Raw genomic sequence first — 16,598 nt, 5'->3', positions numbered from 1 at the left:
TGGGCCCGTTTTGATAAGCAGAACGAAAAAGGCGAGATATTTAAACCTATTCCGCGCGACCGCGATATGGCATTTTTTGTGAACCAGGGCGTGGTACCCAATATTGCCAGCCGCAAGTGGTTAATGCCTAAAATTCAGGGTTTCGACGACGACATCCGCGATATTGCTGGCTTTAACTTTAATGCCCGTTATTTTGATCGTACCTTTTTAACCCAACTCTCGCTGCGCGATTGGCTGGAAACAGCTAATTCGCTTAAAAGCAGTTTAACCGATGCGGCCATTGATAGTGCTACCCAACTTTGGCCAACGCCTATTTACAAGCTTTCGGGTACGCAAATTGCGGCCGATTTAAAAGCGCGGCGCGATGCTTTACCCCGCTATGCCGCCGAATATTATCGTTTTTTGGCTCGTGCGGTAAACGTGGTGGGTAGCGATAAAAACGAATTATTTGAAGTAGTGCGCAAAGACGATGAAAATACCGATGTTACAGTTAAAAAAATAAGTAAAAGCGGCGATTTGGAGCAAATAATTTATCAGCGCCAGTTTAAAACTTCAGAAACAAAAGAAATACGGTTATACGGGTTAGATGGAGAAGACCAATTTAAAATAGCCGGTTCGGTAAACAAAGGCATAAAAGTAAGGATTATTGGCGGCGACGATGCCGATAAAATAACTGACGAATCGGCGGTAAGGGGTATGTCTAAAAAGACCTTTGTGTACGACACCCGCGCCGGCAACACCTTTAATTTGGGCCGCGAAACCAAAAACATGACGTCCTCAGACCCGGAGGTAAACGAATATGACCGCCAGGCTTTTGTGTACGATTATGCCGGGCCCTTAGGAGCCGTAGAGTATAACCGCGATAACGGTATTTTACTCGGTGCCGGCGTCCTGATTAAAAAGCAAGGCTTTAAAAAAGAACCGTTTGCGGCTTCGCACCGTTTGCTGGGCAAATACGCCTTGCTTACCAACTCGTTCCGGTTTAATTATCAAGGCTATTTTACCCACCTCGTTAAAAAGTTTGACCTGCAGTTAAACCTGGATATCCGGACACCTAATTTTAATGCTACCTTTTTTGGTTTAGGCAACGAGTCGGTGTTTAACCAGGACCTCGACATTGAATATTACCGGTATACCTCGCGCCAATATTATTTTAATGCTTTAATTGGCCGGAAAGTAGGGAAACACCACTTGTTTTTGGCGGGTCCATCGTACCAGCGGGTTAATCTTAACTTAACGCCCGAGCGCTTTATTACCAATTTTGCCTGGCAGCAAGACGGCAATTTTGATTTGTTTGAAGCCCAAACTTATGGTGGCCTGGAGTTGCAGTACCAGTTAGATACCCGCGATAAAGTATCTATGCCCACCAAAGGAATAGTTGCCCGGGCCGGAACCGGTTTTTACACAGGCTTATCGAGCGGCGAATCTGATTTTTCGCGAACTTTTGGCGAATTAAGCTTGTACCGTACTTTCCGGATTCCGATTAAAGTTACCGTAGCCAACCGGGTAGGTGGTGCCCGCAACGCTGGTACGTACGAATTTTACCAGGCTAACCGGCTCGATGGCAACTCTAATTTGCGGGGTTACCGTCAAAACCGGTTTGCTGGTGGCAGTAGCTTTTACAACAACACCGATATCCGGATAAAACTCTTTAATTTTCAAACATATTTGTTCCCGGGTTCATTTGGTATTCTGGGTTTCCACGATGTGGGCCGGGTTTGGGAGAAAAACGAAACGTCTAAAAAGTGGCACCGGGGCTACGGCGGCGGTATCTGGATTTCGCCAGTTAACATGTTAGTATTCTCGGCGGAGTACGGTGTTTCGGAAGAAAGTCGTATGCCGTGGCTGCGTGCCGGCTTCTTATTTTAATAATAAAGCTTAGCTTTAGTGCTCTCCCAGATTAATTACTAGAACTAAATGGGGGCTCAGATAGTAAAAGAGCCTTTATAGGCCTAAACTCATATTTTTTAATTTGGAGAAGCATTAGTGCTTCTCCAAATTAAAAAATAATCCGGCTGGTGATAATACAGGTATATGTGCCGCAGCTATTACTGGTCTGGAATCTCGTTTTATTAATTGCCTGCCATAACATGGCAATTAAGTAAAAAGCAAAATTAAAGTTAGCTGGGCCTATTCTTTAAGCTTTACGTTTTCGGGTAAGGTAAAGTCTCCCGACGAAAGATTCATTTTGGTTATTTCTGTTGCTGTAGAGGTCCAGATAAAACCTTGTTTTTGGCTTGTCATGGTATATTTTAAAGCTAAAGCCCCGTTGGTGGCCTCTAAATATTTATTCCATTCTCCAAACTGGTGCCGGGCAAAAGTTTTTACATCTGTTTTAATTTCGGGGCTATAGAAATAAATGGTAATTGTTTCGTCGGTTTCTATTTTTATAGCTTTGCAAGTATAACCAGCAATTTTTTCGGTTAATGGTAAATGAGTAACGGTAAATTTCTGGGAAGTTGGTTTTCCGGCATCAAGTTTCTGCGCCTCGTTCTCTGCGCTAAAGTAAAAGTAGGTGTTGGTTTCGGCGTTATATAATTGCTGGAGTTTACCCTGGCGCGTAGATTTATAATTTTGTGCGTTAATAAAGTATTCCTGCCCATTGCCCAGGTAAGTAATAAGTTTACTGTTTAGGTCATTGCCCTGGAGGTCGGTAAAAGAATATTTATAAATTATTTTTCCGGTAAATATTTTATCTGCGGCTTTAAAGGCAGTAAAACACAGGATTACGGAAAAGAATAAAATTAATTTTTGCATTGGTAAGTAAATTATTATTTAGGTTACCAAAGTTAAGTAAATATTGTATTAGAATAATATTTAGTTTCCGTTGGAAAGAAGGTTTCTCACTCCTTGGTTGGCGCCCCCACCAACCGAAAGAAAGCTATTTAACAAACTATTCTGTGAGGTACAGCGCTGGGTAGAGCCTTTAATTCAGTAAAGTTGAACTGGATGATTCATTTATAAATATTAGCAAATCAAAATTATCGGTTACATTCGTATCTGAAAATTCATTTTCTACCTTTACGGCCCCAACACTTCTGATATTCAATTCGTTTTGTAACCATTTGGCGTGTTCTGAATGATCGTTCTTTACCTTTCGTAAATCCAGAATAAAAATTGGCTCATCTATGGCATTGAAAAAGTACTCGTAAGTTCCAGGATAAGAATCCTGGGCTTTGTAGTTGCTTAAGCCATTACTGCCCATGGCGGTATATTGTCCTTTGTGAAAAGTAAACCCAATGGTTAAATATTCATTTCCTAAAGAATCGGCCAGGTATTTGCCCATGCTGGTGCCGGTTTTCTTTATATGATAATTATGCGCCCAAATAGCAATTTTTGACTTTGGGTTATTAGATTTAATCCACATCAGGTTTTCGGCCATAAATTTGTCCCGGGAAGTTGGGTTTTTAACCAAATATTGTTCAATTATGCGGGTATTCCGATGTAACCAGTCTTTTCTAACTTTGGTAAGATTAGCCTGGGTGATGGTTTTGTTTATGGAAGTTAACAAATTATGAATCTCATCTTTTTCTCCTGAAGAAACAATCATCCGGCCCGTGTTCTTACTCCTTTTATCTAGTTCTTCTAATTTTTGTTTTAAAGTTCCAAGCTGGCCATGTACCTGCGGTTGGTCCTGGAGGTAAAACTCCAACTCTTTAACCGGCCCGGAATAAAATTGCATATCAAAACCGGTAAACTGAATATTCTGTTTTGATTTATTGTGCGCTTTCATCCAGTCTACCATATGCAAAACTTCTTGGGTCCGCCAGGTCCAAAAGTGCATTCCTTTTATTAAAGCAGTTGGGTCGCCTTTTTTATCCAGAATATAGTCGTTTAGTTTGTATGATTCGGGCATATTTGCCTCAATAGAGAAAATATTAAAGCCTTCGTTTTCGGCGAGGTATTTTACCAGGCGGTGCTTCATTTTAAAAATCTCACTTGAGCCGTGGGTAACTTCCCCCAGCGCTACCACTTTCGAGTCTCGAATTAAATTTTTAAGCACCTTTAAGTCGTTATTTGACTGAAAACCGGGTTCAAAAGCTTTTAGGGGATAGATTTGACTTTTTAACCAAGCCAGTTCTTCTTTAGTTGGTTCGGTTAAGCGGGGTTTTAGGTCAATAAATTTTTTGCCATCTATAAATACTTCAAAATCGTCGAACCAGGCAGTGCCCTCACCAACCAATAAAGCTCCAAAATTAATATTGGTTACTTTTTCATCCACTTTCATTTTAATGGAAGCATCTTGCCAGTTGTTGGTTCCTGTTATTCCCCGGTCCATCATATTGTCGAAACCTAGAGTCCCGTCTTGTCCATCAACTCTCCACCAAAGTCCGGCATATCCATTTTTTATCGAATCGGTCTTTATTTTGCCTCTAAATTCTATATTCTGGCCTACTACAAACTCAATCGGAAAGCTCCCTCTACAAACGCCAAATTGATTTTTCTGGGGTTTGTTGCTTTTAATTTTTAAACTCTTGGCAGAGTTAAAGTTTTCCTTTTCATCCAGGTTTGCTAAGTAACCATCCTGTCCAAGATACCACTTTTGCGGAAGGCCGGTTCCCCGTGTTTCATAATCAAAGCCAAGGTTTAAAAACTTTTGGGCATAACCTGTCCCTGATACACAAGTAAGTAAAATGGCTAAGATTATTTTCATAATGGTGGTTTTAGGCCTCAAAATGGTTTCGGGATTGCGTGAAAATAAGAAACTAAAGGGATGCTAATTTATTGGTAAACAGTAGTATAGAAAAGTATTAATTATGCACCAGGAAAGCAACTTAATTACAGAAGAATTTATATCTGGTCCTGATTTTCTAGTGTGCGCAATAAAGATGATGAGTCTCACTCCCCGGTTAGTGCCCCCACCAACCGAAAGAAAGCCAGCTGTTAAAGTTATTCCTAAAGTCTGTTAGGGCACAGACCTTGGTAGAGGGATTACAATGCCCGCCAAACTGGCCAGTAAACCTGCTTGTAAATTATTAGAATACAAACCGGCCAACAAAGGCCAGCCAATACAGAAAGCCGCTAATACTGGAATGTGTAAACCTGGTTATTTTATTTAAAAAAAACTGTTTACTTCTTGTAGAACAAATTGCTTAAAAGGTTTGCTCTCCATATTATTTTAGGCAGCAAGTTTAGTTTTATAGGTAGCGCCCGCAGGGGCGAGCACCCATGGTTTAGGTTTAAGCGGCAGTGCCGTTAAACTAGATAAATTGAATTAAATATTTTTGTACTGCTTTTTATCAGCCCTTGTTATACCGCTTTACTTTTTTCGGGAAAATAAAACCAGGTGCAAAGCGCGGGTATCGGCGTGGTTGTTTTCTGGGTTAACTTTACTAGTTCAAAATTGTTTGGGGCAAGTTCTTGCCGTAAATAATCCCGCCGATAACAATGCCAGTACATTCTGTTGCCGCTATTACTGGTTGGGTCCCGATACTTTGCAATTGCCTGCTATGGCGTTGCAATAAACTACGCCGGTGGCGGGTGCACCTTGCTTATGACAAATGTCTTGGTTTTTGTTTTTGAGCAGCAAGTTCTATTATTTCGTTAATTCTTTTTTGCCTGGTTTCTGGTCGTTTGGCCAGTACCAACCACTGCAAAATGGCTTTTCTGGCAGATTTACTTAGGCTTAGGAAAAAGTCTTTTGCATTTTGTTTCGTTTCAAATTCCGCAGCAAGGTCTTCCGGAACGGTTAGTTCTTCCACGGTGTCTAAGATGGTCCAGGAGCCGTTTTGTTTGGCAGTTGCAATGCTTTGGTAGCCAGCTTCAGTCATAAGCCCGGCCTCAATAAGCTGCTGTACTTTTGCTTTGTTTATTTTTGACCAAGTGCTTTTAGGTTTTCGTTTGCTGAAAAACTGGTGCGCTGTATGTTCATCGGCCTTTATTTTTTTGCTGTCTATCCAACCAAAACACAGCGCTTCTTCTACTGCTTCGCTCCAGGAGATAGATTTTTTATCGGCACTTTTGTTATAGAAAACAAGCCATACCGCTTGTTCTGAAAGGTGGTTTTCTGCTAACCATTTTCGCCAGGCAGTACGGCTTGCTGCATAAAATATTTCTATTTTTTTCTGCATTTACTTTACAACGGTGGCTTCCAGTTCTATGGTTAACGTAGCAAAAAGTCCTTTTACTTCCAACAAAGTAGTCGCCTGCCGGATGCCGTGCTTTTGCAGGAAAGGTACATAAACATCCATACAGGTACTGAAAAATTCCTGGGTAGAGGTGGTAAACACATTTAGTCTTACTATGTTGTTGCATGCATAGCCCGATTCATGGATCAGGTGTTCTAAATTGGCGATGGCCTGCAGGAGTTGCGAACGCATGTCGGCATTGCTGGGGATGCCATTCGCGTCTAAGGCTACTTGTCCGGAACAATAAAGCGTGCCGGTTACGTTTTTTACCTCAACAGCTTGTACCGAATTGGTGTTTTTACCCCAGGGCCAGGGATCAAAGGTTGTCTTTTCCATTTTTTGCTTTTTAAAGTTTACCATACAAAAGTGGCGCAGGGTAATGACAGCCTTGTGTCAGGGGTAAAAATGACTTAGTGATATTTATCGAAATATTCTTGCAAGGTCATTTTATGGGGCGCAAACTTTGCCGCAAGCAGCTCCATGTTGGTTATTCTGTCTAACCGGAAATACCTGAACGCCGCACGTAACCGGCACCAGGCAATCAGCAGCCAGTTTTCGGTGGTGCTTAACAGGGCAAATGGCTCAATGGTGCGGGTGGTTGTTTTGCCTTGTTCGTTGGTGTAAGCAATATTTACCAGGTAAAAGTTGGTGAGGGCGTATTGTAACTGCGAAATATTGTTGCTGTTTCTTTCCCGGGCAAGGTTCTGTTCAAAACGGGTTCTATCCGCGAGTAGATTAGCTTTATCTTTCTCTAAAGGCCGAAGGACCGCTTTTATTTTGTCGATTGCTTCGGTGTAATCCCGGATAAAAGAGGCGTCTTTGTTTTTTAACACCAGTTGCTCGGCCAGGATTAACGCATTTGCCTGGCTTTCTGAAAACATGACCGGCGGAATTCTATAACCTTCCAGTAAAGTATAGCCTTTTCCTTCTTCGGTTATAATCGGAACGCCGGCTTGTTCTAATGCCCGAATGTCGCGGTAAATTGTTCTGACGCTTACCTTAAATTTATCGGCCAGGTTTGTTGCCGTTGTAAGCCGTTTGGTTTGCAGTTGGGTTAGAATGGCTGTCAGTCGCGATAGTCGTTTTGTATCATTGTCGTTCATGTTTCTGCCTGACTATTGGTAATTGCAGGTTTTGGGGTATTGCGTTTAACGTATTGGGCTAAGGCACGCTTTAGTGGCTTTAGGTGTGGTTAGCTACTGCCTTCCTTCTTTTTGATTGTAGCTTATCGTAATCAAAATACTTATTAGTTTCTTGATTTATAATTAATAAAATATTTTGCAATTCCTCAAGGCTGTATTCATTATCGTTTAAGATAAGCAAATCGTCGTTTAGCCTGTTTTGATTTTGTATTAGGTCTTTTTCTACTGATAGACCAACCCATAAATTATTTTCAAAAACTCGATTAATAGATTTGATTTGTCCAAACCTGTCGTGAAATGAACTAATACTCAAGAAACTCTCGTATATTAAGATAAGTCCATATATTTTGTCCAGTTCGCTTTTTGATAATTCTTTACCATGTTCAAGAGTTTTCTCTGTAATATTTTGAAGGCTAATAATTGAAATATTTTGTCGAAGTCTATATGCAAAATGACTAAGTTTTTGCACATTCATTAACAGCATAAAGATAACTCTTGGCTGAACCGAATTTTTATGCTCTTTAAAATCTGACCTTAACTTCAAAATAAAGTCTCTGATTAAGAGAATCTCTTTCTTGGGATCATTCTTCACACTCGGTTCTAGATATTCCAGCTTATCCATGGTTACGAAATTTAGAACTAATCCAATCTGTTTCTTTAAGTAGTACTGAAAGTTTCGTTTAGCTCTAAATTCTTCATACTTTTTCTGAGCAAATGGTATAATTACGGCTGCTATTAATGATAAAACAGCAACTAATAAGACCCAAGCGTCCCAATCAATTTTATTAGGTTCCTCAACAATTTTTATTGGTATTATTTCTCTCACATTACTTTATTTTAGTTGCAGCTAACTTGTATATAAACACCAGTATTACGTTTATTTCTCTAATATAAGAAGTTAAATGGAACAACGTAAAAGCTTATATAAACCAGCTTAAAACAAAAAAGCCACTGCTTATAAAACAGTGGCTTTCCCGGAAATAAATATTATTTTACACTAAGTCGTGCTGAATTAAATATTCGGCAATTTGTACGGCGTTGGTAGCAGCACCTTTACGCAGGTTGTCGGCTACAATCCACATGTTAATGGTGCGGGGTTGGGTTTCGTCCCAGCGTACGCGGCCTACCAATACTTCGTCCTTCTGGTGCGCATCCATCGGCATCGGGTATTTCAGGTTTTTTACGTCGTCTACTACTAGTACGCCTTCGGTTTCTTCCAGAATCTGGTAAACTTCATCCAGAGAGAAATCTTTTTCGAACTCCACGTTAACCGATTCGGAGTGACCACCCATTACCGGAATCCGGACGGTGGTAGCGGTTACTTTTACGCTATCATCACCAAGAATTTTTTTCGTTTCGTTCACCATTTTCATTTCTTCTTTGGTGTAGCCGTTTTCGGTAAACACATCAATGTGCGGCAGCACATTTAAATCTATGCGGTACGGGTAAGCCATTTCGCCGCCTTCTTTGCCGGCGCGCTCGTTCATGAGCTGGTCCACGGCTTTTTTGCCAGTACCGGTTACCGATTGGTACGTCGAAACCACCACCCGCTTCATTTTAAAAGCATCGTGCAGCTTGTGCAAAGCCACCACCATCTGGATGGTAGAACAGTTGGGGTTGGCAATAATTTTATCGTCTTTGGTCAGCTCTTTCGCGTTAATTTCGGGCACTACCAGTTTTTTGGTAGGGTCCATGCGCCAGGCCGAGGAATTATCAATTACCGTAATACCGGCTTCGGCAAAACGGGGCGCTTCTTTCGTAGAAGTGCCGCCACCGGCCGAAAAAATAGCAATTTGAGGTTTGGCCGCAATTGCTTCGTCTACGCCAATAACAGTAATTTCCTGGCCCTTAAAAGTCTTCTTGATTCCCTTTGATTTCTCAGAGGCGACCAATAATAATTCATCAACGGGGAAATTTCTTTCCTCCAGTACTTTTAAGATTTCACCGCCTACCAGGCCGGTGGCACCTACTACTGCTACTTTCATTTTTTCTGTTTGTAAATATTTAAAAATTATAAAGGTTTAAAACTGTCCGGCTCGGCTACTTTTTACTTTTTTTCGTATGAAGCAAACGGGTAGCCAGTTCGGATTCAGCTAATTGGGGCGCAAAATAAGTACTTTTTAGACAGTTGTAACTATGTATGCGGAAAATTTTCGTTCTACTGGGCGTGCTTTGCCATTATTATACCTATGCACAACTGCAGGAAAGTTTTTCGGACGGTGATTTTACCCAAAATCCGGCCTGGGTGGGTAATGTAAATTCTTTTACCGTAAATGCCGCCGGGCAACTGCAAACCAACGGCCCGGCCGTTACCAACTCCGACTTACAATTAGCCACTCCCTGTTCGGCGGTAACCGGTACCACCTGGGAATTTTGGGCGCGTTTAAACCTGGCTACCTCGGGTGGCAATTACGCCGATATTTACCTAATGTCGGATTCGGTAAACTTAAAAGGAAGCAACAGCGGTTATTTTGTTAGAATTGGCGGCACCCCCGATGAGGTAAGCCTATTCCGGAAAGATAAGGGCAGCAACCCAGTTTACGTAATTAATGGCCGCGATGCTAGCGTAGCCGCCAATACAGCTAATGTAGTGCGGGTAAGGGTAAACCGCGATGTTGCATCGCGGTGGACGTTGTGGCTGGACCCCACGGGCACCGGGCAAAACTTTACCAATGAGGGCAGCGCCGTAGATGCTACTTACCAGCAGTCGGCGTTTTTCGGCGTACAGGTTAGGTATTCGGCTGCCAATAACCGTAATTTTCTGTTCGATGATTTTTCGGTGATCGATAATACCTCCCCACAATTGCAAAGCGTTGAAGTACTAAATAATTTAACGTTAGCGGTGTTGTTTAATGAACCGGTTTCGGCTGCCAGAGCACAGCAAGTAAGTAATTATAACCTAACCGGTGTGGGCGTGCCGGCCACCGCCAGCAGACAGGCTACCAATCCGGCACTGGTGCATTTAACCTTTAACCAACCCATTGCGGCGGGCAGCTACCAGCTTACCGTTAATAATATAGAAGATTTATTTGGTAACCGGGTGCCGGCTCCGCTAAGTCTGAATTTTACGTATGTCCCGCCCGTAGCCGTTAATTACCGCGAGGTACGCATTAATGAAGTACTAGCCGATTTTAGCCCCGAAGTAAATTTACCGGCCGCCGAATTTATAGAACTGTACAACAGTAGCCAGAAAACCATAAACCTGCAGGGTTGGCAATACACCGATGCCACGAATGTGCGGGGTACTTTGCCACCACACACTTTTACGCCCGGCAGTTACGTTATTTTGTGCCGCGCGGCCGATTCGGCTCTTTTTCGGCCTTATGGGCCGGTGCTGGGACTAAGTACTTTTCCGGCCCTAAACGATTCCGGCGACGAAGTAAACCTGTACGACAATACCGGCAAGCGCATCGATAAAATAACGTACACCACGGCCTGGTACCAAAACAGCACCAAAGCCAGCGGCGGCTGGTCCATCGAATTAATTAACCCGCTTGCCCCGTGCCGCGAAGCCGCCAACTGGGTAGCTTCCCGCGACCCCAGCGGCGGTACCCCTGGCCGGCAAAACTCGGTGTACGATCTGAGCCCCGATACGCAGCCGCCAACAATCATCCGGGCCGAAGTAATTAACCCCACTACTATCAAATTAATATTTTCGGAAACCCTGGATAGTTTAGCGGCGCGTAACCTGGCTCATTATTCTTTGTCGGAAAATTTACGGGTGAGCGCCGTAAGCATAGCCGCACCGCATTACCAGGAAGTGCTGTTAACCCTTAATAATCGACTGGAAACAAGTAAACCTTATACTTTAACGGTACAGCAAGTTCGCGATTGTGCCGGTAACGCCCTTAACCCGGTAGCAACTGTTACCATTGCTTTGCCCGAAGCTGCCATTACAGGCAATATTGTAATAAACGAAGTACTTTTTAACCCCCGCAGCGGCGGCGTAGATTTTGTAGAACTGGTAAACCGATCGGGTAAATATATTGACCTGAAAAACTGGCAGCTAGGTAACCTGCGCCCCGATTCGGCCGCCGATTTTAGCACCATTACTAGCGAAACCTTTGTAATGGCCCCGCAGCAATATTTGGTATTAACCACCCGGCCCGATATTATACAGACCCATTACCCCGCTGCCAACGCCAATACTTTTTTACGCATGAGCCGGTTGCCTGCTTACCCCGATGATAACGGTACGGTACAGGTACTCGATGCCAACCACCGCGTAATCGACCGCATGACCTACCAGGCAACTATGCACTTTCCGTTACTTACCGATGTAAACGGTGTTTCTTTGGAACGCATCCGGTTGCAGGGCGATAGCAGTACTGCCAACTGGCATTCGGCCGCCAGCTCGGTAGGGTATGCTACTCCCGGTTATAAAAACTCACAATATTTAGCGCAAAGCCCCAGCAACGATTTATTTACCATAGAGCCCGCCCTTTTTACCCCCGATGACGACGGCGACAAAGATTTTACGACCATTAGCTACCATACCGGTGCCAGTGGTTATGTAACCAATATTACTGTTTACAATGCCAACGGCCGGGAAATAAAGCGGCTCGTAAAAAATCAACTGCTTGGCCAAAACGGCTTGTTCCGGTGGGATGGCTTAGACGAGCGGGGCCGCAAAGTGCCGGTTGGTTACTATGTGCTGTATATCGAAATATTTAACCTGCAAGGCCAGGTTAAAGCTTTTAAAGAAACGGTGGTAGTAGGTACCCGGTTCTGAAAGGGCTTGCCTTCCTCAATACTGCCCTGTAGTCAGCGTAAAAGTACAATGCTTTGTAAAATCCTAATGTTAAGCAACACCCTGATTTTTTTCTAAATATTAGATTTTTCCATTTCTGTTTAACCAGTTTAGGTGATGTGGGTTGATTTAAATTGTTTATTCTTAATTTATTAGCCTAAACTGTAGTTTAATGGTTTTACAAGTAAATATTGCTAAAGCCTAATAAAATAGCCGGGCGGCACAACCATCTACCCAAATAAATCGGTATAACTCGAAACTCATAAAGAAAGCAGCCGGGCTGTTGTTAGCGCAAACTAACCCTGCAGGTCTGTTCGGCTTATTTTAAATACCAATCAAAAAACAAGTTGCCGGCTGGTTCGCTGGTTATGCTTAAATAATAGGTTTTGGGCTTTTAAAAGTACACGTATGACGCACCCAACAAATAAGGCAACAAGCGAAATAGAAGCAACTTCGCCGCCCGCCAAACGGCTCGTTACCCTTAAAATTAATGGTTCGGAAAAAAAGCTCGAACTGGCTCCCTGGACTTCTTTGTTAGATGCCTTACGGGAATATTTGCACCTGACCGGTACTAAAAAGGGTTGCGACCACGGGCAATGCGGCGCTTGTACGGTGCTGGTAAACGGCACGCGCATTAACTCCTGCATGACCCTGGCCATTATGGAAGAAGACAACGACATTACCACCATTGAGGGCCTGGCGGCAAACGGCGAACTGCATCCGGTGCAGGCGGCATTTGTTGAGCACGATGCTTACCAGTGCGGTTACTGCACGCCGGGCCAGATTTGTTCGGCAGTGGGTTTAATTAACGAAGGGCACGCCAAAACCAGAGCCGATATAAAAGAATTAATGAGTGGCAATATTTGCCGGTGTGGCGCTTATACCAATATTGTAACGGCCGTGCAGGAAGTAATGCAACAGAAAGGAGGCGCCGCGCATGAATAATTTTTCTTATACCCGCGCCTACGAGGTAGCAACCGCTGTAACCGAAAAATCGGGCGGCCAGGCGACTAAATTTATTGCCGGTGGCACCAACCTGACCGATTTAATGAAGGCCAACGTAGAACGGCCTGATCATTTAATTGATATCCGACGTTTACCTTTAAAAGAAATTACAGAATTGCCGGACGGCAGCTTGCGTTTAGGGGCCTTGGTTACCAATGCTGATACCGCTTACCACGAGCAGATAGTCCAACAGTATCCGTTGCTCTCTAAAGCTATTCTGGCGGGTGCTTCGGCGCAGCTGCGCAACATGGCAACCAATGGCGGTAATTTATTGCAACGCACCCGTTGTTATTATTTCTACGATACGGCTACCGCTTGTAACAAACGCGAACCCGGCAGTGGCTGCTCGGCCATTGCGGGTTATAACCGCATTCACGCTATTTTGGGTACCAGCGAGAGTTGCATTGCGGTGCATCCTTCAGATATGTGCGTGGCTTTGGCCGCTTTGGAAGCCCAGGTAAATGTAACCGGTCCAGGCGGGGAACGCCGTATTCCTTTTGCCGAATTTCACCGCTTGCCCGGCGATACCCCGCACCTCGACAATAATTTACAACCCGACGAAATAATTACTTCTATTGATTTACCACCCAATAATTTTGCCGCCCACAGTACTTACTTAAAATTGCGCGACCGAGCTTCGTATGCATTTGCCTTGGTATCGGTAGCGGTGGCTTTAGAAATGGAGGGAAATATTATAAAAAATGCCCGAATAGCCTTGGGCGGGGTAGCCCACATGCCCTGGCGCAAGCCGGAAGCCGAAGCCTTGTTGGCGGGTAAAGAAGCTACTCCCGAAAACTTTAAACCAGTGGCGGCAGCGTTTATAAACGGTGCCCGCGGTTATGGGCACAACAATTTTAAAATAGAATTAGCGCAGCGGGCCATTGTACGGGCTTTAGCCGAGGCCGCCGGAACCGAAAACCAGATAGCATAATGGAAACAACCTATATCGGAAAACCAACCAGCCGGGTAGATGGCCGGGCCAAAGTAACCGGCGAAGCCCAGTATGCCGCTGAATTTAGGGCGCCAGATTTATTGTACGGGGTAGTAGTTTCCAGCAGTATTGCCAAAGGTAAAATAACCCGTATCGATAGCAGCGCGGCTTTGCAGGTGCCCGGCGTTTTACAAGTATTTACCCACGAAAACCGACCTGGTTTAGCCTGGTTCGATATGAAATACCAGGACGAAGACGCCCCGCCGGGAGCGCCGTTCCGGCCACTGTACGACGAAAATATTTTGTTTAGCCAGCAGCCCATTGCCCTGGTGGTGGCCGATACGTTTGAACTGGCCCGTTATGCAGCTACGCTGGTAAATATTACTTACGCTACCGAAGCGCCGGTTACCGAATTCCGGGGCCGCGAACCGGAAGCTTACACGCCCAGTAAATACAAGTCGGCCAAACCTTCGCCGCGCGGCGATGCAAATAAAGGTTTGGCCGAATCCGAATTAAAAATAGAAGCCGAATATTTTCACGGGAGTGAGCACCACAACCCCATGGAAATGCACGCCACCACCGTGTTGGTAGAAGAAGACGGCAAACTTAAAATATACGATAAAACCCAGGGCGTTCAGAACAGTCAGAAATATATCGCCAATGTATTTGGTTTATCTAAAGCCGAGGCGCACGTCATTTCGCCGTACGTGGGCGGGGCCTTTGGCTCGGGGTTGCGGCCGCAATACCAGTTGTTTTTAGCGGTAATGGCAGCGCTCCAACTCAAGCGGTCGGTGCGGGTGGTACTTACGCGGCAGCAAATGTTTTCTTTTGGCCACCGGCCGGCTACTATACAAAAGCTGGTGTTGGGTACCAATGCCCAGGGTGCTTTAAAGGCGGTGGTACACGAGGGGTTTTCTGAAACGTCGCAGTTTGAAGATTACACCGAAAACCTGGTTAACTGGTCGGCTATGTTGTATAAATGTGACAATGTGCAACTGGCCCACAAACTGATTAAACTAGATGTGTATACCCCGCTGGATATGCGGGCACCCGGCGGGGTAACGGGCATGTTTGCCCTGGAATGTGCCATGGATGAACTGGCTTATAAAGTTGGCCTGGACCCTTTGGAACTGCGCCTGGTAAACTACGCCGATAAAGATTACAGCAAAGATAAACCGTTTTCGAGTAAAAAGCTGGATGAGTGTTTCCGGCAGGGTGCCGAAAAATTTGGCTGGTCTAAACGTAATGCAAAGCCCCGTTCTATGCGCGAAGGCCACGAACGGGTAGGTTGGGGGCTGGCTACCGGGGCCTGGGAAGTAGAGCAGCAAAAAGCCAGTGCCAAAGCGGTACTCTCCCGCGATGGTAAATTAAAAGTAAGCAGCGCTACCGCCGATATTGGTACGGGTACTTACACCGTTATGACCCAGATTGCCGCCGATACGTTGGGTTTGCCTCTCGAGGACGTGACGTTTAAACTCGGCGATTCGTCGTTGCCCCAGGCACCTTTGCAGGGCGGTTCCTGGACCGTAGCTTCGGTGGGCTCGGCGGTAAAAGAAGCTTGCGATACCCTCCGGGAAAAACTAATAGCCCACGCCCGCAAATTAAAAGATAAACCCCTCGGCGATTCCTACAGCCTGGAGCAGGTAACTTTTGCCGACGGTAAAATATTTGTAACCGACCAGCCGGAGCGCTCCATTAGCATTATGGAGGTTATGCGGCAAAGCGACGAAAATGTACTGGAGGCAACTGTAAATAGCAGCCCGGCTTTAAAGCAAAAAGGTTATTCTATGTTTTCGCACTCGGCGGTATTTGTAGAGGTTAAAGTAGACGAAGATTTTGGTACCGTACGGGTAACGCGGGTAGTCAGTGCCATTGCCGGCGGCCGGGTTATCAACCCCAAAACGGCGCGTAGCCAAATATTAGGCGGCGTAGTTTGGGGCATTGGCATGGCCCTGGAAGAAGAATCGGTGTTAGATAAAAACTACGGCCGTTTTATAAACCACGATTTAGCCGAGTACCACGTGCCCGTTAGCGCCGATATTCACGACATTGAGGTAATATTTGTGGAAGAAGAAGACGATATTGTAAATCCGTTGGGCGTAAAAGGTTTAGGCGAAATTGGTATTGTAGGTACGGCCGCTGCTATTGCCAATGCCGTGTACCATGCCACCGGTAAGCGGGTCCGGGATTTACCCATTACCCTGGATAAATTGCTTTAAAGGAATATATTAAGGCTATAAGGGTAAATAAACCTAAGCCGTTTTAAGTTAAAGCCTCTGGTAAACGTTTACCAGAGGCTTTTTTTCTGATCAAAAAAGTTTTACCAAAATAATCTTTTTATTAAGCAATAGCTGCTAGCTTTTAATGCCATCTGTAATCAGTAGTAGCTAATGGGTCTATATTGTTAAAGCTGTTAAATGCTTTGTTTTTATTATTGTCCCACCACCTAAAATAGGCATTAGCGGCAATCTCGTGCGAGGAATCATTGTTAACCATTTTAAGTTCAGGGGCTTCTCTTAACGCTAAAACGGGTTGTTGCGAAGGAAACCTTTGTACCAAGTACTTGCTCTCTATCGAAACCGCCCTGATGGATTCTACCGTCCATAATACGTACATGCCTAATTTGCACGTTGGTACGTACG

The 16,598-nt window shown here is 44.5% G+C and carries 13 protein-coding genes; 5 read left to right on the top strand and 8 right to left on the bottom strand.

What is annotated here, in order from left to right:
- The coding region (locus tag ACO1R6_RS10125) for a BamA/TamA family outer membrane protein (RefSeq protein ID WP_486264423.1) at window positions 1-1,869 on the top strand (1,869 nt) is incomplete at its 5' end.
- A 261-nt stretch (window positions 1,870-2,130) separates the two neighbouring features.
- On the opposite strand, the gene ACO1R6_RS10120 is transcribed toward ACO1R6_RS10125, so the two are convergent.
- The 7 genes from ACO1R6_RS10120 to ACO1R6_RS10090 all read right to left on the bottom strand — a co-directional run bounded on the left by ACO1R6_RS10120 (window position 2,131) and on the right by ACO1R6_RS10090 (window position 9,255).
- Window positions 2,131-2,757, bottom strand: a complete 627-nt coding sequence (locus ACO1R6_RS10120) for a DUF4412 domain-containing protein (RefSeq protein ID WP_486264421.1) — start codon at window positions 2,755-2,757, stop codon at window positions 2,131-2,133.
- Between the two features lie 169 nt (window positions 2,758-2,926).
- On the bottom strand, window positions 2,927-4,654 hold the full coding sequence (locus ACO1R6_RS10115; protein ID WP_486264419.1) for an erythromycin esterase family protein: 1,728 nt from the start codon (window positions 4,652-4,654) through the stop codon (window positions 2,927-2,929).
- Window positions 4,655-5,492: 838 nt separating this feature from the next.
- Window positions 5,493-6,071 (bottom strand): YdeI/OmpD-associated family protein, encoded by a 579-nt coding sequence (locus ACO1R6_RS10110; protein ID WP_486264417.1) that lies wholly within the window; start codon window positions 6,069-6,071, stop codon window positions 5,493-5,495.
- Window positions 6,072-6,464 carry a RidA family protein gene (locus ACO1R6_RS10105; protein ID WP_486264415.1) on the bottom strand — a complete coding sequence of 131 codons (393 nt, stop codon included), beginning with the start codon at window positions 6,462-6,464 and terminating at the stop codon, window positions 6,072-6,074. It abuts the gene before it with no gap.
- Window positions 6,465-6,538: 74 nt separating this feature from the next.
- On the bottom strand, window positions 6,539-7,231 hold the full coding sequence (locus ACO1R6_RS10100) for a helix-turn-helix transcriptional regulator (RefSeq protein WP_486264413.1): 693 nt from the start codon (window positions 7,229-7,231) through the stop codon (window positions 6,539-6,541).
- Between the two features lie 79 nt (window positions 7,232-7,310).
- Window positions 7,311-8,096: a hypothetical protein gene (locus ACO1R6_RS10095; RefSeq protein ID WP_486264411.1), complete on the bottom strand. Its 786-nt coding sequence runs from the start codon at window positions 8,094-8,096 to the stop codon at window positions 7,311-7,313.
- A 166-nt stretch (window positions 8,097-8,262) separates the two neighbouring features.
- Window positions 8,263-9,255, bottom strand: a complete 993-nt coding sequence (locus ACO1R6_RS10090; protein WP_486264409.1) for an aspartate-semialdehyde dehydrogenase — start codon at window positions 9,253-9,255, stop codon at window positions 8,263-8,265.
- A gap of 155 nt (window positions 9,256-9,410) precedes the next feature.
- On the opposite strand from ACO1R6_RS10090, the gene ACO1R6_RS10085 reads away from it, so the two are divergent.
- The 4 genes from ACO1R6_RS10085 (at window position 9,411) to ACO1R6_RS10070 (ending at window position 16,175) form a co-directional block, all read left to right on the top strand.
- A complete protein-coding gene (locus ACO1R6_RS10085; protein ID WP_486264407.1) occupies window positions 9,411-12,002 on the top strand; it encodes a lamin tail domain-containing protein in 2,592 nt (863 codons plus the stop codon).
- 426 nt (window positions 12,003-12,428) lie between these two features.
- A complete protein-coding gene (locus tag ACO1R6_RS10080) occupies window positions 12,429-12,965 on the top strand; it encodes a (2Fe-2S)-binding protein (RefSeq protein WP_486264405.1) in 537 nt (178 codons plus the stop codon).
- On the top strand, window positions 12,958-13,956 hold the full coding sequence (locus ACO1R6_RS10075) for an FAD binding domain-containing protein (protein WP_486264403.1): 999 nt from the start codon (window positions 12,958-12,960) through the stop codon (window positions 13,954-13,956). The genes ACO1R6_RS10080 and ACO1R6_RS10075 overlap by 8 nt, the downstream gene beginning before the upstream one ends.
- Window positions 13,956-16,175, top strand: a complete 2,220-nt coding sequence (locus ACO1R6_RS10070; RefSeq protein ID WP_486264401.1) for a xanthine dehydrogenase family protein molybdopterin-binding subunit — start codon at window positions 13,956-13,958, stop codon at window positions 16,173-16,175. The genes ACO1R6_RS10075 and ACO1R6_RS10070 overlap by 1 nt, the downstream gene beginning before the upstream one ends.
- Window positions 16,176-16,317: 142 nt before the next feature.
- On the opposite strand, the gene ACO1R6_RS10065 is transcribed toward ACO1R6_RS10070, so the two are convergent.
- A partial coding sequence (locus tag ACO1R6_RS10065; protein WP_486264399.1) for a DUF4943 family protein occupies window positions 16,318-16,598 on the bottom strand: 281 nt, incomplete at its 5' end.

It is taken from the genome of Adhaeribacter sp. (genome assembly GCF_057359045.1).
This window is presented reverse-complemented; position numbering and strand designations above follow the sequence as displayed.

Excerpts from the sequence above, each read along its gene's own strand:
- ACO1R6_RS10120 (WP_486264421.1), bottom strand. The coding sequence starts at position 2,757 with ATGCAAAAATTAATTTTATTCTTTTCCGTAATCCTGTGTTTTACTGCC.
- ACO1R6_RS10115 (WP_486264419.1), bottom strand. The coding sequence starts at position 4,654 with ATGAAAATAATCTTAGCCATTTTACTTACTTGTGTATCAGGGACAGGT.
- ACO1R6_RS10110 (WP_486264417.1), bottom strand. The coding sequence starts at position 6,071 with ATGCAGAAAAAAATAGAAATATTTTATGCAGCAAGCCGTACTGCCTGG.
- ACO1R6_RS10105 (WP_486264415.1), bottom strand. The coding sequence starts at position 6,464 with ATGGAAAAGACAACCTTTGATCCCTGGCCCTGGGGTAAAAACACCAAT.
- ACO1R6_RS10100 (WP_486264413.1), bottom strand. The coding sequence starts at position 7,231 with ATGAACGACAATGATACAAAACGACTATCGCGACTGACAGCCATTCTA.
- ACO1R6_RS10090 (WP_486264409.1), bottom strand. The coding sequence starts at position 9,255 with ATGAAAGTAGCAGTAGTAGGTGCCACCGGCCTGGTAGGCGGTGAAATC.
- ACO1R6_RS10085 (WP_486264407.1), top strand. The coding sequence starts at position 9,411 with ATGCGGAAAATTTTCGTTCTACTGGGCGTGCTTTGCCATTATTATACC.
- ACO1R6_RS10080 (WP_486264405.1), top strand. The coding sequence starts at position 12,429 with ATGACGCACCCAACAAATAAGGCAACAAGCGAAATAGAAGCAACTTCG.
- ACO1R6_RS10075 (WP_486264403.1), top strand. The coding sequence starts at position 12,958 with ATGAATAATTTTTCTTATACCCGCGCCTACGAGGTAGCAACCGCTGTA.
- ACO1R6_RS10070 (WP_486264401.1), top strand. The coding sequence starts at position 13,956 with ATGGAAACAACCTATATCGGAAAACCAACCAGCCGGGTAGATGGCCGG.